At 66.0% G+C, this 22,186-nt stretch carries 19 protein-coding genes and 1 riboswitch; of the genes, 12 read left to right on the top strand and 7 right to left on the bottom strand.

Going from position 1 to position 22,186, the window contains the following annotated elements; genetic code table 11:
- Positions 1 to 198: 198 nt before the first annotated feature.
- The 6 genes from AC3A4E_RS09955 (at position 199) to AC3A4E_RS09980 (ending at position 7,597) form a co-directional block, all read left to right on the top strand.
- On the top strand, positions 199 to 1,878 hold the full coding sequence (locus AC3A4E_RS09955; RefSeq protein WP_487631322.1) for a long-chain fatty acid--CoA ligase: 1,680 nt from the start codon (positions 199 to 201) through the stop codon (positions 1,876 to 1,878).
- A gap of 268 nt (positions 1,879 to 2,146) precedes the next feature.
- Entirely contained in the window at positions 2,147 to 3,073 is a 927-nt protein-coding gene (locus AC3A4E_RS09960) for a diiron oxygenase (protein ID WP_487631323.1), read from the top strand.
- Complete coding sequence (locus AC3A4E_RS09965; protein WP_487631324.1) at positions 3,070 to 3,315, top strand: hypothetical protein; 246 nt, start codon at positions 3,070 to 3,072, stop codon at positions 3,313 to 3,315. Before AC3A4E_RS09960 ends, AC3A4E_RS09965 begins: the two co-directional genes overlap by 4 nt.
- Positions 3,316 to 3,385: 70 nt before the next feature.
- A complete protein-coding gene (locus tag AC3A4E_RS09970) occupies positions 3,386 to 5,440 on the top strand; it encodes an alpha/beta fold hydrolase (RefSeq protein ID WP_487631325.1) in 2,055 nt (684 codons plus the stop codon).
- A gap of 10 nt (positions 5,441 to 5,450) precedes the next feature.
- Positions 5,451 to 7,103, top strand: coding sequence for an amino acid adenylation domain-containing protein (locus AC3A4E_RS09975; RefSeq protein WP_487631326.1), 1,653 nt, complete (start codon positions 5,451 to 5,453; stop codon positions 7,101 to 7,103).
- On the top strand, positions 7,100 to 7,597 hold the full coding sequence (locus AC3A4E_RS09980; protein ID WP_487631327.1) for an HIT family protein: 498 nt from the start codon (positions 7,100 to 7,102) through the stop codon (positions 7,595 to 7,597). The genes AC3A4E_RS09975 and AC3A4E_RS09980 overlap by 4 nt, the downstream gene beginning before the upstream one ends.
- 99 nt (positions 7,598 to 7,696) lie before the next feature.
- Here AC3A4E_RS09980 and acnB read toward each other — a convergent pair whose 3' ends face one another.
- Genes acnB through AC3A4E_RS09995 form a run of 3 tightly spaced genes read right to left on the bottom strand, consistent with a single transcriptional unit; the run spans position 7,697 to position 11,012 of the window.
- Positions 7,697 to 10,288, bottom strand: coding sequence for a bifunctional aconitate hydratase 2/2-methylisocitrate dehydratase (acnB, locus tag AC3A4E_RS09985; RefSeq protein ID WP_487631328.1), 2,592 nt, complete (start codon positions 10,286 to 10,288; stop codon positions 7,697 to 7,699).
- Between the two features lie 47 nt (positions 10,289 to 10,335).
- A complete protein-coding gene (locus AC3A4E_RS09990; RefSeq protein WP_332077238.1) occupies positions 10,336 to 10,737 on the bottom strand; it encodes a type II toxin-antitoxin system VapC family toxin in 402 nt (133 codons plus the stop codon).
- Positions 10,734 to 11,012, bottom strand: coding sequence for an AbrB/MazE/SpoVT family DNA-binding domain-containing protein (locus AC3A4E_RS09995; protein ID WP_487631329.1), 279 nt, complete (start codon positions 11,010 to 11,012; stop codon positions 10,734 to 10,736). Before AC3A4E_RS09995 ends, AC3A4E_RS09990 begins: the two co-directional genes overlap by 4 nt.
- 301 nt (positions 11,013 to 11,313) lie before the next feature.
- Between AC3A4E_RS09995 and acnA the strand changes: the two genes are divergently transcribed.
- Positions 11,314 to 14,079 carry an aconitate hydratase AcnA gene (gene acnA / locus AC3A4E_RS10000; protein WP_487631330.1) on the top strand — a complete coding sequence of 922 codons (2,766 nt, stop codon included), beginning with the start codon at positions 11,314 to 11,316 and terminating at the stop codon, positions 14,077 to 14,079.
- 171 nt (positions 14,080 to 14,250) lie between these two features.
- Here the strand turns inward: acnA and bioD are convergent, their stop codons facing one another.
- Positions 14,251 to 14,940, bottom strand: a complete 690-nt coding sequence (gene bioD, locus AC3A4E_RS10005; protein WP_487631331.1) for a dethiobiotin synthase — start codon at positions 14,938 to 14,940, stop codon at positions 14,251 to 14,253.
- The gene (locus AC3A4E_RS10010; RefSeq protein WP_487631332.1) at positions 14,937 to 15,713 is read right to left on the bottom strand and encodes a TMEM175 family protein; all 777 of its coding nucleotides are present in this window, start codon (positions 15,711 to 15,713) and stop codon (positions 14,937 to 14,939) included. Before AC3A4E_RS10010 ends, bioD begins: the two co-directional genes overlap by 4 nt.
- Between AC3A4E_RS10010 and AC3A4E_RS10015 the strand changes: the two genes are divergently transcribed.
- The 3 genes from AC3A4E_RS10015 to btuB all read left to right on the top strand — a co-directional run bounded on the left by AC3A4E_RS10015 (position 15,712) and on the right by btuB (position 18,851).
- The gene (locus AC3A4E_RS10015; protein ID WP_487631333.1) at positions 15,712 to 16,194 is read left to right on the top strand and encodes a GAF domain-containing protein; all 483 of its coding nucleotides are present in this window, start codon (positions 15,712 to 15,714) and stop codon (positions 16,192 to 16,194) included. The genes AC3A4E_RS10010 and AC3A4E_RS10015 overlap by 2 nt on opposite strands.
- Positions 16,191 to 16,565 carry a TfoX/Sxy family protein gene (locus AC3A4E_RS10020; protein WP_487631334.1) on the top strand — a complete coding sequence of 125 codons (375 nt, stop codon included), beginning with the start codon at positions 16,191 to 16,193 and terminating at the stop codon, positions 16,563 to 16,565. Before AC3A4E_RS10015 ends, AC3A4E_RS10020 begins: the two co-directional genes overlap by 4 nt.
- A 49-nt stretch (positions 16,566 to 16,614) precedes the next feature.
- A riboswitch (cobalamin riboswitch) is annotated at positions 16,615 to 16,836 on the top strand.
- Positions 16,837 to 16,967: 131 nt separating this feature from the next.
- Positions 16,968 to 18,851 carry a TonB-dependent vitamin B12 receptor gene (gene btuB, locus AC3A4E_RS10025; protein WP_487631335.1) on the top strand — a complete coding sequence of 628 codons (1,884 nt, stop codon included), beginning with the start codon at positions 16,968 to 16,970 and terminating at the stop codon, positions 18,849 to 18,851.
- Between the two features lie 180 nt (positions 18,852 to 19,031).
- On the opposite strand, the gene AC3A4E_RS10030 is transcribed toward btuB, so the two are convergent.
- Both AC3A4E_RS10030 and AC3A4E_RS10035 read right to left on the bottom strand, forming a co-directional pair.
- A complete protein-coding gene (locus AC3A4E_RS10030; RefSeq protein WP_487631336.1) occupies positions 19,032 to 19,787 on the bottom strand; it encodes an S-methyl-5'-thioinosine phosphorylase in 756 nt (251 codons plus the stop codon).
- 169 nt (positions 19,788 to 19,956) lie between these two features.
- A complete protein-coding gene (locus tag AC3A4E_RS10035) occupies positions 19,957 to 20,166 on the bottom strand; it encodes a cold-shock protein (RefSeq protein ID WP_487631337.1) in 210 nt (69 codons plus the stop codon).
- Positions 20,167 to 20,439: 273 nt separating this feature from the next.
- Between AC3A4E_RS10035 and AC3A4E_RS10040 the strand changes: the two genes are divergently transcribed.
- Positions 20,440 to 20,940 carry a DUF456 domain-containing protein gene (locus AC3A4E_RS10040; RefSeq protein ID WP_487631338.1) on the top strand — a complete coding sequence of 167 codons (501 nt, stop codon included), beginning with the start codon at positions 20,440 to 20,442 and terminating at the stop codon, positions 20,938 to 20,940.
- 86 nt (positions 20,941 to 21,026) lie between these two features.
- Positions 21,027 to 22,184 (top strand): mechanosensitive ion channel family protein, encoded by a 1,158-nt coding sequence (locus AC3A4E_RS10045; RefSeq protein ID WP_487631339.1) that lies wholly within the window; start codon positions 21,027 to 21,029, stop codon positions 22,182 to 22,184.
- Positions 22,185 to 22,186: the final 2 nt, after the last annotated feature.

Below are 22,186 nucleotides of genomic sequence, written 5' to 3' on the forward strand. Positions count from 1 at the left end.
GCAGGTCTGCGCTGCATCGTCTCCGCATGCTTCGCGGGATGAAGCCCTGTCCGGAAATGTCTGATTTTCCGCGCTGTTTGCACTGCGGCGTGCATCCTGATGCGTTCTTGCGGCACTCTGGGGCCTATGGTCCAATCCAAGCGTCATCAAGAGCCGCAATCCAGCAGCCGCATGACAAAAACAGTAGAGGGGGGAGCAATGATTCTCGAGCGTCCATGGTTGTCGAGCTATCCTGCAGATGTACCGCATGAAATCGATCCCGAAGAGTTTCGGTCTGTCGTATCGGTCCTGCAGTCATCGCTGGAAAAGTATCGCGACCGACCTGCGTTCTCCCACATGGGACGTTCGATCACCTACGCGGAAATCGATACCTACAGCAGACAGTTCGCCGCGTATCTGCTGGGCGAGCTGAAGATGAAGCGCGGTGATCGCATCGCGATCATGATGCCCAACTGCCTGCAGTATCCGATTGCGACGTTCGGCGCGCTGCGCGCTGGCCTGACGGTCGTCAACACCAACCCGATGTACACCGCCCGGGAACTCCGGCATCAGCTTGTCGACTCCGGCGCCACCGCCATCCTGGTGCTGGACAACTTCGGCAAGACGGTCCAGGACGTGCTGCCGGACACCCAGGTCAAGCAGGTGATCACCACCGGGCTTGGAGACCTGCTGCCGTTCCCGAAGGGTGCGATCGTCAATTTCGTACTCAAGCACGTCAAGAAGATGGTGCCCGAGTACGCCATCCAGGGCGCCGTCCGGTTCCGCAGCACGCTGGCACTCGGACAGAAGCACACGCTCCCGAGCGTCGAGATCTCGCCGGAAGACATCGCGTTCCTGCAGTACACCGGCGGCACGACCGGCGTGTCGAAGGGCGCGATGCTGACCCACCGCAACATGGTGGCCAACATGCAGCAGGCCGCTGCGTGGATCGGCCGCAATGCGAAGATGGGCGAGGAAGTGATCATCACCGCGCTGCCGCTCTACCACATCTTCGCGTTGACGGCGAACTGCCTGGTCTTCATGAAGTTCGGCGGCCACAACTACCTCATCACCAATCCGCGGGACATGCCCGGGTTCGTGAAGGAAATCAGCAAGGTGCCGTTCACCGCCATCACCGGCGTCAACACCTTGTTCAACGGACTTCTCAATACGCCGGGTTTCGACAAGATCGACTTCTCGCACCTCAGCCTTTCGCTGGGCGGTGGCACGGCCGTGCAGCGTTCGGTGGCCGAACGCTGGAAGCAGGTCACCTGCTGCACGCTCGTCGAAGCCTACGGACTGACCGAGACCTCCCCGGCCGCCTGTATCAACCCGATGGATCTCGCGGCGTACAACGGCTCGATCGGATTGCCCATTCCCTCGACCGACGCCTGCGTGGTCGATGCGGACAATGCGCCCCTCAACGGTGGCGAAATCGGCGAGCTGTGCATTCGTGGCCCGCAGGTGATGAAGGGATACTGGAATCACCCCGAAGACACGGCGAAGATGATCGACGCCGATGGCTGGCTGCACACCGGTGATATGGCGCGCATGGACGAGGCAGGATTCTTCTACATCGTCGATCGCAAGAAGGACATGGTCCTGGTCTCGGGCTTCAACGTGTATCCCAACGAGGTCGAGGATGTCATGGCGCTCATGCCCGGCATTCTCGAAGTCGCTGCGGTCGGCGTGCCTGATGAGAAGTCGGGCGAAGCGGTCAAGGTGGTCATCGTGAAGAAGGACCAGAGCCTGACCGTCGAACAGGTGAAGGCACACGCGCGCGCGAACCTGACGGGCTACAAGCAGCCCAAGTACATCGAGTTCCGGACCGAGCTGCCCAAGAGCAACGTCGGCAAGATTCTGCGCCGCGAACTGCGGGACGAATCGAAGACGTCCTGATCGATCCATCCGGTTTGCGGGTTCTTGACGCAGGCCACAGAAACCAGCGGGAAATCAGGGCGTAATATCCAGATGTGCAGGCTTGCGGGCCTGCACATCCACCCACCTGCGGCGGTCGGTGACCTGACCGCCATATTCGAATCCACGCAGCGGCGCTTTTTTTTAGGCCGAAAATTGAATCAAACGCTTGAATTAATTCCGCCTGCCGAACTTCCAGTTACGGGCATCCGCGTCACGCCCGTGCTCGCATCGACGACAAGGAATCACGATGCCCCAGCACGCAGTCCACGCTGCATCATCCACAGCCGAACTGGCACGCATCGACGAAGATCCGGTCTTCGCGTCCCGGATGGCCCAGCTGATCCGCCTGTCGCGCGACCGACACGTCAACAGTTTTTCGCAGATCGAGTGGCCCGACAGTCTGCCGGACGACGCGTGGTGGCTGTCCCCGGAGCTGTTGAGTGTCCACGGCACCGAGTACGCCGACACACTGTCCGAAGCGCAGCTCAAGCGACTCTCCAAATGGGAGTGCATCAACGCCTTCAGTCTCAATGTCGAGGGTGAGCGCGAGCTGATCCACATGCTGGCTGCCCGGCTGTACGCACCGGATCTTCCGGACATCGATGCCTATATCCATCACTTCATCGACGAGGAGAACAAGCACCTCTGGTTCTTCGGCGAGTTCTGCCGGCGATACGCCGGAAAGATCTACTCGAGCAAGAAGGTCAGCATTGCTGACGAGACGTTCGGCAACGAGATGTCGTTCTTCCTGTTGTTCGCAAGGATCTTCATCTTCGAAGAGATCGGCGGCTACTACAACGTGATCGCCGGCGGAGACGAACGCGTGTCGCCGTTTGTCCGTTCGATCCACCAGATCCACCATGCTGACGAAGCGCGGCACATCACCTTCGGGCGCGCGATCCTCGCGCAGACGAAGGAGATCGCATTCGCAGCCAGTGACGAAGACACACGCGCGGCTGCGGTCGCCCATCTGCAGCGCTATGTACAGATCTCCATCGAGTCCCTGTACCAGCCTGCCATGTATCGCGACAGCGGCATCGAGGGTGGCGTCGCGCTGCGCCGTGCGCTGCTGGCGCACCCGGCGCGACGCGAACACCATGCGGCCGCATTGTTGAAGCGGCCGCTGCGGTTCCTGGCGGATCTTGGAATTCCACTGAAAGGTGATCCTTCGTGAGCGCTGCCACCGCGGGGATCGAAACCTTGCGTGCATGGTTGCTCGCCGTGCATCCCGATCTTGCCGCGATCGACGACGACACCGACCTCTTCGAGCAGAAGCTGATCGATTCGATCAACTTCGTGGAATACATCCTGATCATCGAAGAACTGATCGATCGGGAAATTCCGGTGACACCGGATCTGATTCCCAAGACATCCACGCTTGGACGCGTCCGCGAGCACTTCCTCGCGGACAGCTGATCGACGCACCGGGCACCTGCATGTCCGCCGCGGCATGCAGATCCAGCGCACACCCTACAAGGAGTTCTCCATGCCGCATCCGGTCATTTCCGATCCCACCAGTCTGGTGCCCGCACGCGACGTCGCGCCGATCGTACTCACCGGCGCAACCGGCTTCCTCGGTGGTCATTTCCTGCTGAGGCGGATCGAATGGCCGGGCACGGTCTACGCCATCGTGCGCGGCGAAACGGAAGCGGCTGCCCGCGCCCGGGTGTACGCGCATCTGGCGGAATGTGCAGCCTCGTACCGGAAGATCCTGCCCAAGCACCTGCTCGACACGCGATTGCAGGTGCTGACCGGCGACATCACTCTGCCCCGCTGCGGGCTGTCGGACACTACGATCCAGACGCTTCGCGAGGCCGGGGTCGGCGAGTTCTGGCACTGTGCGGCCAGCCTCAAGTTCGAAGACCGGCACCGCCGGGAGATCTTCGATCAGAACATCGGCGGCACGGGCAACATGCTCGACCTGTTCCACGCCGTATGCCCCCCGTCCCCTACCGGCGATCGCAGGGGCGCGGAGTTCGTGCACATCTCGACGGCCTACACCGCCGGCAAGGCCCAGGGCGACATCGAGGAGGCCCTGCATTCGCTGGAGCGCGAATACAACAACGTCTACGAGGAGAGCAAGAACCTCGCCGAGAACAAGGTCGTCGAATTCTGTGACGGTCATGGTCACAGCTACCGGATCCTGCGCCCCACCGCGGTCATGGGACCTCTGGCGACCCACCACAGCGGCACCACGCGCTTCGGCGTCTACGGCTTCATGAAAGAGGTGTACCGGCTGCGCGAGACCCTGGCCCGCATGCAGCATCCGCTGGAACTGCTGGGCAAGCCGCGCGCCACGATGAACCTCACGCCGGTGGACGCATGCGTCTACGACATGCTCCGGCTGTCGTCGGAAGGCTTCGGCGATCGTCGCTTCGTGCACCTCAGCAATCCCGAAGGCGCGAACATGGCCGAGCTCATCGGCAAGGTCGACCGCAAGACCGGGGCCAATCGCCTTGCCTTCGTAACCGAACGCAGTCCCGACCCGAGTCCGCTGCAGGATCTCTTCGACGAGCGGACGAAGTTCTACGCCGGCTACTACAACGCCGAGAAGACCTTCCTCCGCCACGGGCCACCGCAACCACAGGTGGACTGGGACGATGTGGATGCCTACCTCGAGTCGTTCCTGCAGGAGTTGCAGCAGGAAGAGTCGCGCGGCGTGGGGTTCCGGTCCCAGAATGTCACCGTGCGCGACGGCATCGCGCTGCGGGTGTCCTACTGCGGCAACCCCACACTGCCGCCGCTGTTCCTGGCCAACGCCTACGGCATGCCCGCAGAGTTCATGTGGCCGCTGGCGCAGCGCCTGCAGGACGTCTTCCACGTGGTGACGTGGGAATGCCGCTGGGTGCCAGGCCTCGAGCATCCATTCCCGCCGGAGGATTGCGGATCGCTCGTCCATGCGCAGGACATGGTCGACATTCAGGGCGCGCTCGGTCTGGACACTGCGGTCGTCGTGGGCTGGAGCAGCGGCGCACAGGTCGCATTGCGCGCCATGGGGGCATTCCCCGGGAACATCCGGGCAGGCGTGCTGCTCAACCCCGGCGTTTCGATCAGTCCGTCGGACACCGTCCGGGTGACGCGTTTCGAAGCCGGCATCCGCTCGCTGTTCGACAAGATCGCCGGCAATTACCGCATGGCGGAGAAGTACTGCGAGCTGATCTACGGCGCCACGTCGGCGGATGCCGGTGACAACCGGATGCTCAGCACCATCCTGACGAGCACGGATCCCTATCTGCTCTACATGACCAGCAAGCCGTTCCGCACGCCGGAGTCGCTGTTCCGGTACGCCAACATGATGCGCACGCTGTTCGCGGAGCGGCCTGATGCGTGGACGCACGACGTCGCGCAGCCTGTGCAGGTGTACGTCGGCGACCAAGACGTCGTGACCCATCCCGATATCGGCAAGGCGCTCTGCGACGGGCTGCGCAATGGCGAACTGCAGCGGGATGCCGAAGGCGACCACTTCAGCCATTACTACGATCAGGGCGTCGCAGACCTGATACGCCGTCACCTGGTCCCCGAGCGCAGGATCGTCGCCTGAGCCGGGCGCCATGACGACACCCAACGCGGCCGGGCACTTTTTCGACGCGGTGGCCCGCCATCCCGATCGACCCGCGCTGTGGATCGACGGGGTCACCTATTCCTATCGCCAGTTCGCGGCACAGGTAGAGGCGCTCGCCGCGCGTCTGCGTGCCGTCGACGGCCCCGTCTGCGCAACCGTCGCGGACCGCAGCCTGGTCGCGTACTGCGCGCCTCTGGCCTGCATGCGTGCGGGCAAGATCCATGTACCGCTCGGCACCGGTTTCCCGCACGCACGCATGGTCGACATCCTGTCCAGGACACGGCCGGCGGCCCTCATCTGCGATACCGGCGGTCAGGCGCTCGTGCCGGCGCTCCTGGCCGCGCTCGATGGCCCGGTCGCAGTTCTCGGCCCTGATGCATCTGCGGTGGCTTCGCTCAGCGACCCGGAGATACAGGCCTGCATGCGGGCAGTCGATCGGGCGGGTGACCGGCCCGCCGTCGATCGTGCGATCGGCTCCGGACTTCCCGTCGACGATCTCGATATCGCCTACGTCCTGTTCACTTCGGGCAGTACCGGTCGTCCGAAGGGCGTGGCCGTCGGCCACCGCGCGCTGATCGCCTACGTCGACGCGGTGCGCGCACGCTATCCGGAGCTCGACGCGCACCAGCGCTGCACGCAGCTGTTCGAATCGACCTTCGATCTGTCCATGCACGACATGTTCGTGACCTGGGCCGCAGGTGCGTGTCTGTACTGCGTGCCGAAGACGGCGCTGCTGATGCCGACCGGGTTCGTCAACACGCATCGCATCACCGTGTGGTTCTCCGTGCCATCGCTCGCGGCCACCCTGCAGCGTTACCGGTTGCTGGAGCCCGGCAGCCTGCAGACGCTGGCACTGGCACTGTTCTGTGGGGAGGCATTGCCCGGGCCGCTGGCCGGTGCGTGGCTGGCCGCTGCGCCCAACGCCCGCTGCGAGAATCTCTATGGCCCGACCGAGGCCACGATCGCCTGCACCGCCTACCGTTTCGACACGGCGGACGCGGAGTCCCCCGTCATACCCATCGGCGCTGCGTTCCCGCAGATGGAGATCGCCGTGGTCGACACCGACCGGGCACCCTGCACGGCAGGCACGGCGGGCGAACTCTGGCTTGGCGGCGCGCAGCTCGCGGCGGGCTACTGGCAGGATCCTGCGCAGACCGCATCGCGCTTCGTGGATGTCCGGCTCGACGGCATGCAGGCGTCGCGCTGGTACCGCACGGGCGACCTGGCAAAAATCGGATCCGATGGCGTGGCGATGTTCCTCGGCCGCGTCGATCGACAGGTCAAGCTGCGCGGGTACCGCGTCGAACTGCAGGAGGTCGAAGCGCACCTGCGCGAGGTCTGCGCGTCACCGGGCCACGTCGCAGAGGTGGCGGTGGTGGCGATCGCGAGCGAGGGCAAAGCGCCCACGGGCATCGCGGCATTCGTGGTCTGCGCAACGTTCGATGCGCGCCAGGCACGCGCAGACATGAAGCTGCGGCTGCCTGCTTACATGGTGCCCGCAGAGTTCCACACGCTCGACGCGCTGCCGCTCAACAGCAACGGCAAGGTCGACTATCCGACCCTGGCCGCTCTGCAACGCGCGCGCGCGCCTGAACCCCGCACGCGGCGCAGCGCCGCGACTTCCAGCGCAACGGAGGCATGACCATCGATACGACCCATACCGACTGCATCTTCTGCAAAGTGTCCAGCGGGGATCTCCCGGCCAGCGTGGTGCATGACGATCCTGACTGGCTCGTGGTCATGGATATCCATCCGATCCGCGAGGGCCACGTACTGATCATCCCGAAACGTCATGTCGCGGGACTCTCCGAACTCGCGCCGTCGGCACAGCAGACACTGTTCGTGCTGGCCGAACAGGTGATGCGCGCGCAGTCGTCCACCGGGTATGCCGTGGGTGGTGGCAACCTGCTGTTGAACGACGGCGTCGCCGCGAACCAGCACATCCCGCATCTGCACCTGCACTGCATCCCGCGTCGTCGTGGCGACATGGCAGTATTCGGCCTGCGCCTGCTGGCACGCACCTTCGGCCTGTTCGGGCGCACGCGCGATCGCAAGGCGCTGGATGCCAACGCCAGCGCGCTCGCCCCACATGTCGGATCACAGACAGGTCGAGACGCGACCGCCGTGCCCGGCTGAAGCGGGTCGCGCACGGACACGTACGCGCCGCCGGCATCGCAGATACGAAAAACCCGGCCGGAGCCGGGTTTTTCGCGAACATCGACCGCTGCCGTCAGGTCAGGCAGCGGTCTTCTCGCCCGCGTCCACGTATTCCGGGATCTGGTCGAAGTTCATGTAACGGTAGATCTCGGTCGCCGACGCATCCAGCACGCCGACGTCGGCCATGTACTCGGCCTTGGTCGGAATGCGGCCGAGACGCGAGCAGATCGCGGCGAGCTCGGCCGACCCCAGATACACGTTCGAGTTGCGGCCCAGACGGTTGGGGAAGTTGCGCGTCGACGTGGAGAACACAGTCGCGCCTTCCTTCACCTGCGCCTGGTTGCCCATGCACAGCGAGCAGCCCGGCATTTCCATGCGCGCACCGGCCGCGCCGAAGGTGCCGTAATGGCCTTCCTTGGTCAGCTCGGCGGCGTCCATCTTCGTCGGCGGTGCGACCCACAGCTTGGTGGGAATGTCGCGCTTGCCTTCCAGCAGCTTGGACGCGGCGCGGAAGTGGCCGATGTTGGTCATGCACGAACCGATGAACACTTCGTCGATCACCGCACCCGACACGTCCGACAGCGTCTTGACGTCGTCCGGATCGTTCGGGCACGCGACGATCGGCTCGTGCACGTCGGCCAGGTCGATCTCGATGACCGCCGCGTAGTCGGCATCGGCGTCGCCCTTGAGCAACTGCGGATCTGCAAGCCAGGCTTCCATCTTCTCGATGCGGCGCTGGATCGAACGCGCGTCGGCGTAGCCTTCGCTGATCATCCACTTGAGCATGACGATGTTCGAGGTCATGTATTCGATGATCGGCGCCTTGTCGAGGTGCACGGTGCAACCCGCCGCGGAACGCTCGGCCGAGGCATCGGACAGTTCGAACGCCTGCTCCACCTTCAGATCCGGCAGGCCTTCGATCTCGAGGATGCGGCCGGAGAAGATATTCTGCTTGCCGGCCTTGGCGACGGTCAGCAGACCGGCCTTGATCGCGTACAGCGGAATCGCGTTGACCAGGTCACGCAGGGTCACGCCGGGCTGCAGCTTGCCCTTGAAGCGGACCAGCACCGATTCCGGCATGTCGAGCGGCATGACGCCGGTCGCGGCCGCGAATGCGACCAGACCCGAACCCGCCGGGAACGAGATGCCGATCGGGAAGCGCGTGTGCGAGTCACCGCCGGTACCGACGGTGTCGGGCAGCAGCATGCGGTTGAGCCAGCTGTGGATGATGCCGTCGCCCGGACGCAGCGAGATGCCGCCACGCGTGGAGATGAACTCCGGCAGCGTGTGGTGGGTCTTGACGTCGACCGGCTTCGGATAGGCCGCGGTGTGGCAGAACGACTGCATCACCAGATCGGCGGAGAAACCCAGGCACGCGAGATCCTTGAGCTCGTCACGGGTCATCGGACCGGTGGTGTCCTGCGACCCCACGGACGTCATCTTCGGCTCGCAATAGGTGCCCGGACGCACGCCCTGGCCTTCCGGCAGACCTATCGCACGGCCGACCATCTTCTGCGCCAGCGAGAAGCCCTTGCCGGTGTTGGCCGGCTGCTGCGGCAAGCGGAACAGTTCCAGCGTCGGCAGGCCCAGCGACTCGCGCGCCTTGGCGGTCAGGCCGCGGCCGACGATCAGCGGAATGCGGCCACCGGCGCGCACTTCGTCGAACAGCACTTCGGACTTGACCTGGAATTCGGCAATGACGCTGCCGTTCTTGAGCGCCTTGCCGTCATACGGACGCAGTTCGATGACATCGCCCTGCTCCATCTGCGACACGTCGAGTTCGATCGGCAGCGCGCCGGCGTCTTCCATCGTGTTGTAGAAGATCGGCGCGATCTTCGAACCCAGGCACACGCCGCCGAAGCGCTTGTTCGGAATGAACGGAATGTCCTCGCCGGTCCACCACAGCACGCTGTTGGTCGCCGACTTGCGGCTCGAACCGGTGCCGACCACGTCACCGACATAGGCGACCAGATGGCCCTTGTCCTTGAGGTCGCGGATGGCCTGGATCGGGCCGCGCTTGCCGTCTTCTTCCGGCACGAACGGCGCGTCGTCGCGCCTGTTCTTCAGCATCGCCAGCGCATGCATCGGGATGTCGGGACGCGTGGTCGCATCGGGCGCCGGCGACAGGTCGTCGGTATTGGTCTCGCCCGGCACCTTGAACACCGTCAGCGTCATCGACTGCGGCACTTCCGGCTTGCTGGTGAACCATTCGGCATCGGCCCAGCTCTGGATCACGCCCTTGGCGTTGGCATTGCCGGCCTTGGACTTCTCTTCGACGTCGTGGAACGCGTCGAACACCAGCAGCGTGTGCTTCAGGCCTTCGGCGGCGATCGCGCCGACTTCGGCATCGTCGAGCAGATCGACCAGCGGCTGCACGTTGTAACCGCCGAGCATCGTGCCCAGCAGCTCGGTGGCGCGCGCGCGGGTGATCAGCGCGCTGCGCTCGGTACCGAATGCGATCGCGGCGAGATACGACGCCTTGACCTTGGCAGCGTCGTCGACGCCGGCCGGTACGCGGTGGGTCAGCAGGTCGAGAAGAAACGCGTCTTCACCGGCCGGCGGATTCTTCAGCAGTTCGATGACGGCAGCGGTCTGCTGCGCATCGAGCGGCAGCGGCGGGATTCCCAGCGCTTCGCGCTCGGCAACGTGGTGGCGGTAGGCTTCCAACATGCGGGCAACTCCAGAGTCTTGTTCGTGTAGTACCGGGAAAACCGGTCTCAGGCCGACGGTACGATCAGCTTGAGACCCTTGAAATAGGTGCGGAAAAACGCGTCGTCGCGGGTGATCAGGCCATTGCACTGCAACAGCGCATGCGCCCCGACGAGGAAGTCGCGCGACGGCCGACCGGCGATGTCGCCGCGCTGCCAGGAGCGGCGCTGCATCTCGCCGGCGCGCAACGCGGACTTCGCCTCGATCGCCGAGAACCGCACGCCCATGTCCTCGAGCACGGACATGGTGTCGGCGCCGTCATGCAGCGCGCCGCAGATCTCGGCCAGTGCGACGTCGCAGACGACGACCGGCCCGGCGCTCAGGTACTGGCGCAGGCAGGCCTCGGCGGCGTCGGCCTGCGGGCCGTCGGCCAGCAGGTCCACCAGCACGGGCGCGTCGACGGCGATCACCGGTCGGCGTCTCCGTCAGCAGTGGCGTCGGCGCCGGTTTCACTGTCAGCGACCGGCTGGCCACGCACCGCGCGCATCGCGGCGTCGGTATCGTCGAAGCCTTCCAGCCTGAACCGGCCGCGGGCGCGCGAGACCGCGTCGTCCACGCTCTTGCGCAGCACGATGCGACTGCCTTCCAGCTCGACCTTGAGGATCGTGCCCTTGCTCAGGCCCAGCGCGTCGCGCACGGCCTTGGGCAGGGTGATCTGGCCGCGTTCGGCGACGGTGGCTTCCATGGCGGGCTCCGCTCAAGTATGCGTGAATTATACATACCGGGTCCGACATACCCTAATCCGCCAGCCGTCCGCCGCCCATGTCGGTGCTGCCACGCAGCGGGCGCGGAAGGGCGAAACGCAGCGTCCGGCCGGTATACGGCTGTCATCCCGATGCGATGACATAGTCGCTACGGGCTCCGGCCTACACTTAGCTGAATCGGTTCGGCCGGCAGACCTTCCTGCGGCGGAGCCGACGCGACACCCAGACAGCGCGCACGGCCGCTACCGGCCCTCGCCAGCCACCTGCGACAGGAGCCCCTGCATGACCGATTCCTTCTCCACCCATACCGAGCTCGAGGTTGGCGGCCGTCGTTACGCCTATGCCAGCCTGCCGGCGCTGGGCAAGCAGTTCGACATCGCCCGCCTGCCCTACTCGATGAAGATCCTGCTCGAGAACCTGCTGCGCCACGAGGACGGCGAGACCGTCGCCGCGCACCACATCGAGGCCGTCGCGAAGTGGGACCCGAAGGCCGAACCGGACACCGAAATCGCCTTCATGCCGGCGCGCGTGGTGCTGCAGGACTTCACCGGCGTACCCTGCGTCGTCGACCTCGCCGCGATGCGTGATGCCGTGGTGCGCCTCGGCGGTCGTCCGGAGCAGATCAATCCACTGATCCCGTCGGAACTGGTGATCGACCACTCCGTGCAGGTCGACGTGTTCGGTCGCCCGGATGCGCTGGATCTCAACGGCAAGATCGAATTCCAGCGCAACAAGGAACGCTACGGCTTCCTGCGCTGGGGCCAGAAGGCCTTCGACAACTTCAAGGTCGTGCCGCCCAATACCGGCATCGTCCACCAGGTGAACCTCGAGCATCTCGCCCGCGTGGTGATGACCGCCGAGCGCGACGACGGTGTGCAGTGGGCCTATCCGGACACCGTGTTCGGCACCGATTCGCACACCACGATGATCAACGGCATCGGCGTGCTCGGCTGGGGCGTCGGCGGTATCGAGGCCGAGGCCGCGATGCTCGGCCAGCCGTCGTCGATGCTGATTCCGCAGGTCGTCGGCTTCAAGCTCACCGGCCGCATGCCGGAAGGCGCGACCGCGACCGACCTCGTGCTGACCGTCACCGAGACGCTGCGCAAGCATGGCGTCGTCGGCAAGTTCGTCGAGTTCTTCGGCGAAGGCCTGCAGCATCTGCCACTCGCCGACCGCGCGACGATCGGCAACATGGCGCCCGAGTACGGCGCGACCTGCGGCATCTTCCCGATCGACCAGGAATCGCTGAACTACCTGCGCCTGTCAGGTCGCAGCGAAGACCAGATCGCGCTCGTCGAGGCCTACGCCAAGGCGCAGCAGCTGTGGCACGAACCCGGCGCACCGGAAGCCGAATACAGCAGCGTGCTGGAACTCGACATGGCCGACGTGCGCCCGTCGCTGGCCGGTCCGAAGCGTCCGCAGGACCGCGTGCTGCTGGAGAAAGTGCAGCAGAATTTCCGCGACAACGTCGGTCCGCTGGTCGCCAAGCGCAACAAAGCGAGCGCGGAAGATCCGCAGGTCGACCGTTTCGAGAAGGAAGGCGGCGGACAGCCGCAGGCCGAGCGCCTCGCCGCGCGTCCGGTGTCGAAGATCACGCTCGATGATGGCGAGCACGAATTGACCGACGGCTCGGTGGTCATCGCCGCGATCACGTCGTGCACCAACACCTCGAACCCGGCGGTGATGCTCGGCGCCGGCCTGCTCGCGCGCAACGCGGCAGCCAAGGGCCTGAAGGCCGCGCCGTGGGTCAAGACCTCGCTCGGACCGGGTTCGCTGGTGGTCACCGATTACCTCGAGAAAGCGGGCGTAATGGACGATCTGGAGAAGCTCGGCTTCTACGTCGTCGGCTACGGCTGCACGACCTGCATCGGCAATTCCGGCCCGCTGCCGGACGCGGTGTCGAAGGGCATCGCCGAGAACGATCTCGCGGTCGCCGCTGTGCTGTCGGGCAACCGCAATTTCGAAGGCCGCATCCACGGCGAAGTGAAGATGAACTATCTCGCCTCGCCGCCGCTGGTCGTCGCTTATGCGATCGCCGGTACGGTCGACATCGACCTGACCGACGATCCGCTGGGCAAGGACCAGGACGGCAACCCCGTCTACCTTCGCGACATCTGGCCGACCAACAAGGAAATCGGCGACTTCATCGCCAAGACGATCGGGCCGGAGATGTTCGCCAAGAACTACGCCGACGTGTTCAAGGGCGACACCCGCTGGAACACGATCGAATCGCCCGATGGCGATCTCTACGCGTGGGACGAAGCGTCGACCTACATCAAGAACCCGCCCTACTTCGACGGCATGACGATGGACGTCGGCAGCATCGACGACATCCACGGCGCGCGGATCATGGGCCTGTTCGGCGACTCGATCACCACCGACCACATCTCGCCGGCCGGCAACATCAAGGGCGACTCACCGGCCGGCCGTTTCCTGCAGGAACGCGGCGTGCAGCCGACCGACTTCAACAGCTACGGCTCGCGCCGCGGCAACGACGACGTCATGGTGCGCGGCACCTTCGCCAACATCCGCATCAAGAACCTGTTCTTCGGCGGCGAGGAAGGCGGCAACACGCTGTACTTCGGCGACGGCGAACCGGAGAAGCTGTCGATCTACGACGCGGCGCAGAAGTACAAGGCCGCTGGCGTGCCGCTGGTGGTGTTCGCAGGCAAGGAATACGGCACGGGTTCTTCGCGCGACTGGGCGGCCAAGGGCACCAACCTGCTGGGCGTGAAAGCCGTGATCGCCGAGAGCTTCGAGCGCATCCACCGCTCGAACCTCGTCGGCATGGGCGTGCTGCCGTGCAGCTTCCGCGACGGCGACAACGCGCAGAGCCTGGGCCTGGACGGTTCGGAGACGGTCGAACTGACCGGCCTCGCCAACGGCAAGTCGAAGACCGCGCAGATCGTCGCCAAGCGCGCGGACGGCACCGAGATCCGTTTCGAAGTCGACGTGCTGCTGCTGACGCCCAAGGAAGTCGAGTACTTCCGACATGGCGGTCTGTTGCATTACGTGCTGCGGCAGTTGGCGGCGAAGAAGACCGCCTGACTGTGTAACAGGTGGAATCCCGGCCCGCCGTAGCGAGGCGGGCGTTCGACGACATCGCGCGGCAGGGCCGCGCGATGTCGTTTTTTCCGGACGGTCTGATGGCTCGACGCCTGTCGAAACCGGTAACCACGAAACGTTCCTGAAGTCGCCGACGGTGGAGCGGGCGAGACGCTACAGCGCCGCGACCCACTCCGCGTCCAGATGCAGATGCGGCACGCTGCCGTCGTGCAACGCATCGACGAACGGCAGCACACCCAGGCAGGGCGCGGGGAGCGCGGCCTCGAGCAGACCGATGTAATCGTCGGCACGGCCGAAGTCGGGATCGATGCGGTTGCCGACCCATCCCACCAGACGGCACCCATCGGCGGCAATCGCGCGCACGGTCAGTCGCGCGTGGCTCAGGCAACCGAGTTTCAGGCCGACCACCAGCACCACGGCGCCGCCGAGGTGATGCGCCAGATCGCGATGCTCCAGACCCTGCGCCAGCGGCGCGTCCCAGCCGCCTGCCCCTTCGACAAGCACCACATCGGCGCCTGCCGCCAGCCGCGCATGCGCGGCGAGCAGTGCGGCGATGTCGACCGTCACACCGGCAGCGATTGCGGCCAGTGTCGGCGCAGTCGGTTCGGGCAGCGCCACCGGATTGACGTCCGCATAGGCGGGTCGCGGATCGCTGGCGCCCTGCAGCGCCAGCGCGTCCTCGTTTCGCCAGCCACCGTCCCGCCAGTCGCAACCGCTGGCGATCGGCTTCATGCCGACCGCGCGCAGCCCGCTGGCGCGCAATGCGTGCAGCAGTGCGACGCTCGAATGGGTCTTGCCGATGCCGGTGTCGGTACCGGTCACGAGAAAACTGCGGGCGCTCATCCGGCCTCGACTCCAGCGCGGACGCGCGCGAGCTCGCGGGCGCTGCGCACGCCGTACCACGGCATCAGCACGGCCAGCGTGCAGTAGACGATGCCCGGCAGCCCCTGGAACAGGGTGCGTGGCGGCATCGGCAGCAGTGCGAGCACGATCGATGCGACCGTGGGAATCAGCAGCCATGCCATCGCGCCGGCGTCCTGGCGCAGCAGGCAGCGTTCGACCGGATCGAGTCCGAGCATGTCGGCGCGTGCGAGGCCATGGCGGTTGAGCAGCAGCATCGTGATGCACATCGCAGCGAAGCCGAGCCCGTAGATCACGTACAGACTGCGGAATTCGCCCGCATTGAATCCGATCGGAATCGGTGAGGGTGCCCAGCCCGCGGTCAGGAAATGCAGGCCGACGCCCATGATCAGACGCAGCGGATACACGTACAGCAGCGCAACCGCGATCAGCAGCAGGCCGAGCGTGGTCACCCGCGCATCGCTCAATCCGGTGCGGCGACTGAAGCGATGATGGGTGGCCCAGAACATCGCGAGGATCGCGAAGCCTGCGAGGAACGCAGGCGCGCGTCGCAGCGCCTCGTGCAGTTCGGGCAGGCTGGCCGGCATCGCGTCGAACGACACCACCAGCAGCGTCACCGCGAAGGCGAATGCCGCATCGACGAAGGTCTCCAGACGCGAGGCCTGCGTGCCGCGGAGGCGGAAGCCGTCGGCATCGCGCGGCAATGCGTCCAGGCGGTCGGAGCCCGATGGGGCCGCTGCTACACTGCGTGGCATGTTCACGTCCTCACCCCTCGACGGCCCGAAGCCGGAACAGTATGCCGCGCTCGCGGCGCAGGCACGCGCCCTGATGCACGGCGAACGCGATGCGATCGCCAATGCGGCGAATCTGTCGGCGCTGGTCTTCCACGCGTTGCCGGACCTCAACTGGGTCGGCTTCTATCTGTTCGACGGTACCGAACTCGTCGTCGGTCCGTTCCAGGGGCTGCCGGCCTGCGTGCGCATTCCCCTCGACAAGGGCGTGTGTGGTGCAGCGGCCCGCACGCGCGAAACGCAACGCATCGACGACGTCCACGCGTTCCCGGGACACATCGCCTGCGACAGCGCATCGCGCTCCGAACTGGTGGTGCCGCTTTACGTCGGTGAGCGTCTGGTCGGCGTGTTCGACATCGACAGTCCGCTGCCCGCGCGTTTCGACGTTGAAGACCAGGCCGGCATCGAAATCCTGGCCTCCCTTTACCTCGAATCGCTGCAATGACCGCACCGACGCCGCTCAAGCTGCGCAACATCGGACCCAAGTCCGCAGCCTGGCTGCGTCAGGTCGGTCTGCGCACGCGCGAGGATCTGCATGCCGCAGGCGCCGTGGACGCGTTCGTCAAGGTCCGCCGCGCCGGCTTCAAGCCCAGCCTCAACCTGCTGTACTCGCTGGAAGGCGCCCTGCTCGACTGCCATTGGCAGGACGTGCCCGAGGCCCGTCGCCTGGAACTGGTCGAGGCCGCGGAGGCGGCGACCGCACTGCTGCCCGACCCGCGCGCGCGCCAGGCTGCCGGCCCGGTCACGACGACCGTCACCGCGACGGTCGAAACCGATTCGCCGCTCGACAGCCTCTTCGACCGTCGCGACGACTGATCGCAGCGCACCGCTGCCTGGCTGCGCTGCAGCCTCCCCGCTCACGTACAATCCGCGCCAGCTTCATGGTGACCCCGACAGCGGAATGCCGTCCGGGTTTAAACGGGAAGCCGGTGACGCGCCTCTGGCCGCCAGTCCGGCACTGCCCCCGCAACGGTAAACGTGTTCAAGCGTCGCATCCGCCACTGTGCTCCGGCATGGGAAGGCGCGACGCCCGGGAGCCCTGCTCCCACGCGCAAGTCCGGAGACCGGCCACGAAGTCTTCCTCGATTGCGATGCGGCGGGCATTGCGGCGGCGTTCCGGACGGCTTCGTGCCTGACCGGTCGGCAGCCTGTGTCCGCCTTCGCGATCTCCAGACCGACCGATCCGCGTGCGTGGGTGCACGCGCCAAGGAGACCGCAATGCCGTTCCGAATTCTGACCGTGGCGATCGTCGCTGCCCTCGCCTCGCCATTGGCCGTCGCTGCGACCGCTACCGGTGCGCGCGATCTCGACACTGTGCTCGTCACCGCCAACCGCGGTGAGAGCACGCTCGGCGACACCATCGTGCCGGCCCAGGTTATCGACCGCGCCGAAATCGAGCGCACCCAGGCGCGCGACCTGCCCGAACTCCTGCGCGGTCGCGCCGGCATCCAGATCGGCAACTCCGGTGGTCCCGGCAAGCAGACCTCGATCTTCATGCGCGGCAGCGAATCCGACCATGTGCTGGTGCTGGTCGACGGCGTGCGCATCGGTTCGGCGACGGCCGGCCTCGCCGCGTTCCAGGACATTCCGGTCGACCAGATCGAGCGTGTCGAAATCGTCCGCGGCCCGCGTTCGAGCCTCTACGGTTCGGAAGCCATGGGCGGCGTCATCCAGATCTTCACCCGCCGCAATACTGGCGCGATCAGCCCGCACGCGCGTATCGGTGTGGGCAGCCACAACCTGCGCGAGGCCAGCGCCGGCATCGGTGGCCGCGCCGGCCGCGGCTGGTTCGGCGTCGACGCCGCATTCCAGCGCACCGACGGCATCAATGCATGCCGGGGCCGCGGTCCGCTGAACGATGACTTCGGCGCCGGCTGCGGCGTCGACGAGCCCGATCGCGACGGGTATCGCAACGCCTCGCTCAACCTGCGTGGCGGCGTGGAGCTCGCGGACGGGCTCACGCTCGAGGGCAATGCACTGCATGCCAGCGCCTTCAACGAGTACGACGGCGGCCCCTTCGGCGGCAACGAAGCCGACATCGTGCAGCAGGTCGCAGGCGGCAAGCTGACCTATGCGCCGACCGATGTGGTCACGCTGACCGCCCAAGCCGGCCGCAACTACGACAAGGCGAAGAACTACTACCGCAACCAGGACACGCTGGAACGCAGCGACGTCAGCCGGTTCGACACCCGACGCGACACCGCGTCGCTGCAGGCGGACTTCGGTCTCGCGCCGGCACAGCGTTTCTCGCTCGGCTTCGACTGGATGTCCGACAACGTCGAAAGCACCACTGCGTACGCCCTGACCGCGCGCGACAACTTCGCGGTGTTCTCCGAGTACGCAGCCCGTTTCGGCGCGCACCGCGTACAGGCCGGCGTGCGTCACGACGACAACGAACAGTTCGGCGGCCACACCACCGGCAGCCTCGGCTGGGGCCTGGATCTCGCCCACGGCCTGCGCCTCAATGCCAGCGCAGCGACCAGCTTCAAGGCGCCGACGTTCAACGATCTCTACTTCCCCTGGGGCAGCGGCAACCCGGAGCTCGAACCCGAGCGCGCGAAGACCGCCAATCTGGGCCTCGCGCAGTACGGCGACACCTGGAACTGGTCGATCAACGCGTTCGAAAGCCGCGTCGACGATCTGATCTTCCTCGACGGCAACTTCGTGCCGCAGAACATCCAGGAAGCCCGCATCCGCGGCGCCGAGCTGACCTTCGCGACCACGCTCGCCGGCTTCGAGCTGTCGACCGAACTGAGCCATGTCGATCCGCGCGACCGCAGCGACAATGCCAACCACGGCAACCTGCTAGCCCGTCGCGCGCGCAACAGCGGTCGTTTCGACATCGACCGCAGCTTCGGCGATGTCCGCATCGGCACCACGTTGCGCGCCAGCAGCAGCCGCTTCGACAACGCCGCCAACACCGCGCGCGTCTCCGGACACGGCACGCTGGATCTGCGTGCGGCCTGGGCGTTCAACCCCGACTGGACCCTGGAAGCCCGCGCCACCAACGTGCTCGACAAGCACTACGAGACCGTGAACTGGTACTACCAGCCCGGCCGCGAGTACGGTCTGGCACTGCGCTGGTCGCCGGTCACGCGCTGACGCATGCGCCGGCACAGGGCTTCGGACGAAGCCAGGCCCTTGCCGACCGCATCGCCTGACGAACAAGCCCCGCATGGCGGGGCTTCTTTTTTGCGGCAACGCGCTGGACCGTGCGGCAACGGGGATGTCCGTGCGGTCAGTCTCCGGACCGCGCAGCCGGGCACGCCGCACGCCGTTCGCTCATGCCGCGAGCAATGCGCGCAGCAGGGACGGAATGCCGGAGGACGCCGCCGCGACGTTGTCGAGCACGTCTTCGAACGTGATCACTTCGTCCACCTGCGGGCCGGCACCGGCCGCCCAGTTCGCGACGATCGCCAGGCAGGCGTAGTCGAGTCCGAGTTCACGCGCGAGGCCCGCTTCCGGCATACCGGTCATGCCGACGAGGTCGCAGCCGTCGCGACGCATGCGCGCGATCTCGGCACGCGTCTCCAGGCGCGGACCCTGCGTCGCGCCGTAACAGCCGCCATCCACGAGCGCGACGCCGGCGGCGCCGGCCGCATCCAGCACGCGCCTGCGCAGCGAGGGCGTGTAGGGATCGCCGAAGTCGACGTGCATCACATCGGTGCCCTCTTCCTCGCAATAGGTCGAGACGCGGCCCCATGTGTAATCGATCAACTGGTCCGGACACGCCAGCACGCGGGGTCCGAAGCGTTCGGTGATGCCACCCACGGTATTGAGCGCCAGCACCCGCGTCGCGCCCAGCGCCTGCAGCGCCGAGAGATTGGCCCGGTAGTTCACCCGGTGCGGCGGCACCGAATGCCCCTCGCCATGCCGCGCGAGAAATGCGACGCGCCGGCCATCGAGCATGCCGATGCGGACGGGGCCCGACAGCGCGCCATAGCGCGTGACCGGCTGGTGCGGTTCGACGTGCTGGAGGTCGGCCAGCTGATACAGGCCGGTACCGCCGATGACGGCGAGGTCGATGTCCAGTTTCATGGGCGTCTCGGAACCAACTGAAAGGGATGGCTGCCATTGTCGGCGGTGGCGCTGTGAAAGGGCAGTGCGCCGTGAGGTGCCCCGTCCAATCGCACACCGGGCTGTCGACAACCGGCCCAAGAAAAAACCCGGCTTGCGCCGGGTTTCTTCCTGCTCCGGACCAGTGAGGTCAGAGCGGCGTGACAGCGTCGGCCTGCAGGCCCTTCTGGCCCTGCACGACTTCGAACGAAACCTGCTGGCCTTCCTGCAACGACTTGAAGCCGGTGCCTTGGATGGCGCGGAAATGCACGAACACGTCTTCACCACTCTCGCGGCTGATGAAGCCGAAGCCCTTGGCGTCATTGAACCACTTGACGGTACCGGTCTCGCGATTTGCCATGTTGCTCTCTCTCCCTGGAACGATTCGATTGCTGATCGATGGAACGCCTGTCTAGGCGGCTGGTTGCAAGGAGAACACGGGTGCGACGATGCAGCGGACCGGGTGGCACAAGCCGACACGAATCTACTTCATGCAGGGTCACGGTTCACGGTGACCTTGACAAACACAGCGATCGCAAAGTACCCCGCTGTTTATGAAAATGCAATCCGGGGTCTCCCCATCTTTTACCGACCGTCGAAGCCGTGTTCCGGCACCGTCACACGAGGCTGCAACATGGAAATGACCGCGCTGTTCTACGTCCTTGCGACACTGCTGGTGCTGGTCGGCCTGGCCGGTGTGGTGCTGCCCGCCCTGCCCGGTGTGCCGCTGATGTTCGCCGGCATGCTGCTCGCCGCGTGGGCCGATGGATTCGAGCGCGTCGGGGTCTGGTCACTGGTGACGCTCGGCGTGCTGACGGTCGTGTCGTTCGTGGTGGATTTCTGGGCGACGGCCGTCGGAGCCAAACGCGTGGGCGCCAGCCGGCTGGCGTTGATCGGCACCATCGTCGGCACTTTTGTGGGTCTGTTCTTCGGTCTGCCCGGACTGTTCGCCGGCCCGTTCGTCGGTGCGGTGGCCGGTGAACTGATCAGCCGCCGCGACCTGCGTCCGCGCGGACTGGGCCAGGCAACGCGGGTCGGCATCGGCACGTGGATCGGCATCGCACTGGGCGTGGCGCTCAAGCTCGCGCTGGCCGTGCTGATGCTCGGCATCTTCGCATTCGCGTGGTGGTGGTGAGTGCACTATCGTCGCGCCTGAGCCTCATCAAGACCGCCCGCGACATGCCTGATTCCGAACTGCGTTCCGCCGCCCCGCCCCGCGTCATGTCCATGCTCGCCGGCCTGTTGCTCGCCCTCGTGGCGTGTCTCCCCGTCGCGTCGCTGCATGCGGCCGCGCCCGTCGCGCAATCCGCACCGGCCGCAGCGGACGTCGCGTCACCGGCCGCGACCGCGCCGGATACCGCGGTGGCACCGGCGGACACCATCGAGGAGATCGACGTGCGCGGTCGCTTCGATCGGGTCTACGACGAAGCCGAGGCCCGCGTCCTGCGTCTGGTCGCGAATCTGCCGCTGCTGTTCGCCGCTGCGCTGATCGTCTTCATCGCGTCGTGGATCGGCGGCTTCGTCTCGCAGCGGCTGCACTGGTTGCGGCTGCGCACGCGCAACCCCTATCTCGACGGGCTGATCCGGCGCGCGGTGCGGGCGGTGATCCTGCTGATCGGCATTCTCGTCGCCCTCGACCTGCTCAACGCGACTGCGCTGGTCGGCGCGATGCTCGGCTCGGCCGGCGTGCTGGGCCTGGCGCTGGGCTTCGCGTTCAAGGACATCGCCGAGAACTACATCGCCGGCATCCTGCTGAGCCTGCGGCGTCCGTTCGAACCGGGCGAGATGGTCAAGATCGACAGCTACGAGGGCAAGGTCGCCGCGCTCAGTGCACGGGCGATGACGCTGATCACGCTGGAGGGCAACGAACTGCGCCTGCCCAACGCGCTGGTGTTCAAGGCGGTGATCCTCAACTACACCAGCAATCCGAAACGCCGCTTCGATTTCACCTTCAACATCGATGCCAGCCAGTCGATCCGCAGGGCGCATGCGATCGCCATGCAGGAGATCGCCAGCATCGACGGCGTGCTCACCGATCCCGGCCCGTCATGGACGGTCGTGGAGTTCGGCGCCAATGGCAGCGTGCTGCGCTTCTTCGGCTGGGTGGACCAGCGCCACAGCGATCTGGGCAAGACCCGCAGCGAGGCGATCCGCCTTGTGAAGGGCGCGTTCTGGCGCGAAGGGATACAAGGGCCGAAGACCACGACACATGTGGTGCTGGCCCGGGAAGAGGAGACCGCCACACCGACGGCCATCGACCACGAGCCGGCCACCAGCGCCGGCGTCGATACCTCGGTCAACCGGGATATCGACCGCCAGGTCGCCGAGGTGCAGAGTACCGACGAAAGCAACCTCCTCACGCTCAAGGACGCGACCTGATC

The organism is Luteimonas sp. Soil_N_1 (assembly GCF_057656255.1).

Excerpts from the sequence above, each read along its gene's own strand:
- AC3A4E_RS09955 (WP_487631322.1), top strand. The coding sequence starts at position 199 with ATGATTCTCGAGCGTCCATGGTTGTCGAGCTATCCTGCAGATGTACCG.
- AC3A4E_RS09960 (WP_487631323.1), top strand. The coding sequence starts at position 2,147 with ATGCCCCAGCACGCAGTCCACGCTGCATCATCCACAGCCGAACTGGCA.
- AC3A4E_RS09970 (WP_487631325.1), top strand. The coding sequence starts at position 3,386 with ATGCCGCATCCGGTCATTTCCGATCCCACCAGTCTGGTGCCCGCACGC.
- AC3A4E_RS09975 (WP_487631326.1), top strand. The coding sequence starts at position 5,451 with ATGACGACACCCAACGCGGCCGGGCACTTTTTCGACGCGGTGGCCCGC.
- AC3A4E_RS09980 (WP_487631327.1), top strand. The coding sequence starts at position 7,100 with ATGACCATCGATACGACCCATACCGACTGCATCTTCTGCAAAGTGTCC.
- acnB (WP_487631328.1), bottom strand. The coding sequence starts at position 10,288 with ATGTTGGAAGCCTACCGCCACCACGTTGCCGAGCGCGAAGCGCTGGGA.
- AC3A4E_RS09995 (WP_487631329.1), bottom strand. The coding sequence starts at position 11,012 with ATGGAAGCCACCGTCGCCGAACGCGGCCAGATCACCCTGCCCAAGGCC.
- acnA (WP_487631330.1), top strand. The coding sequence starts at position 11,314 with ATGACCGATTCCTTCTCCACCCATACCGAGCTCGAGGTTGGCGGCCGT.
- bioD (WP_487631331.1), bottom strand. The coding sequence starts at position 14,940 with ATGAGCGCCCGCAGTTTTCTCGTGACCGGTACCGACACCGGCATCGGC.
- AC3A4E_RS10015 (WP_487631333.1), top strand. The coding sequence starts at position 15,712 with ATGTTCACGTCCTCACCCCTCGACGGCCCGAAGCCGGAACAGTATGCC.
- AC3A4E_RS10010 (WP_487631332.1), bottom strand. The coding sequence starts at position 15,713 with ATGCCACGCAGTGTAGCAGCGGCCCCATCGGGCTCCGACCGCCTGGAC.
- AC3A4E_RS10020 (WP_487631334.1), top strand. The coding sequence starts at position 16,191 with ATGACCGCACCGACGCCGCTCAAGCTGCGCAACATCGGACCCAAGTCC.
- btuB (WP_487631335.1), top strand. The coding sequence starts at position 16,968 with ATGCCGTTCCGAATTCTGACCGTGGCGATCGTCGCTGCCCTCGCCTCG.
- AC3A4E_RS10030 (WP_487631336.1), bottom strand. The coding sequence starts at position 19,787 with ATGAAACTGGACATCGACCTCGCCGTCATCGGCGGTACCGGCCTGTAT.
- AC3A4E_RS10035 (WP_487631337.1), bottom strand. The coding sequence starts at position 20,166 with ATGGCAAATCGCGAGACCGGTACCGTCAAGTGGTTCAATGACGCCAAG.
- AC3A4E_RS10040 (WP_487631338.1), top strand. The coding sequence starts at position 20,440 with ATGGAAATGACCGCGCTGTTCTACGTCCTTGCGACACTGCTGGTGCTG.
- AC3A4E_RS10045 (WP_487631339.1), top strand. The coding sequence starts at position 21,027 with ATGTCCATGCTCGCCGGCCTGTTGCTCGCCCTCGTGGCGTGTCTCCCC.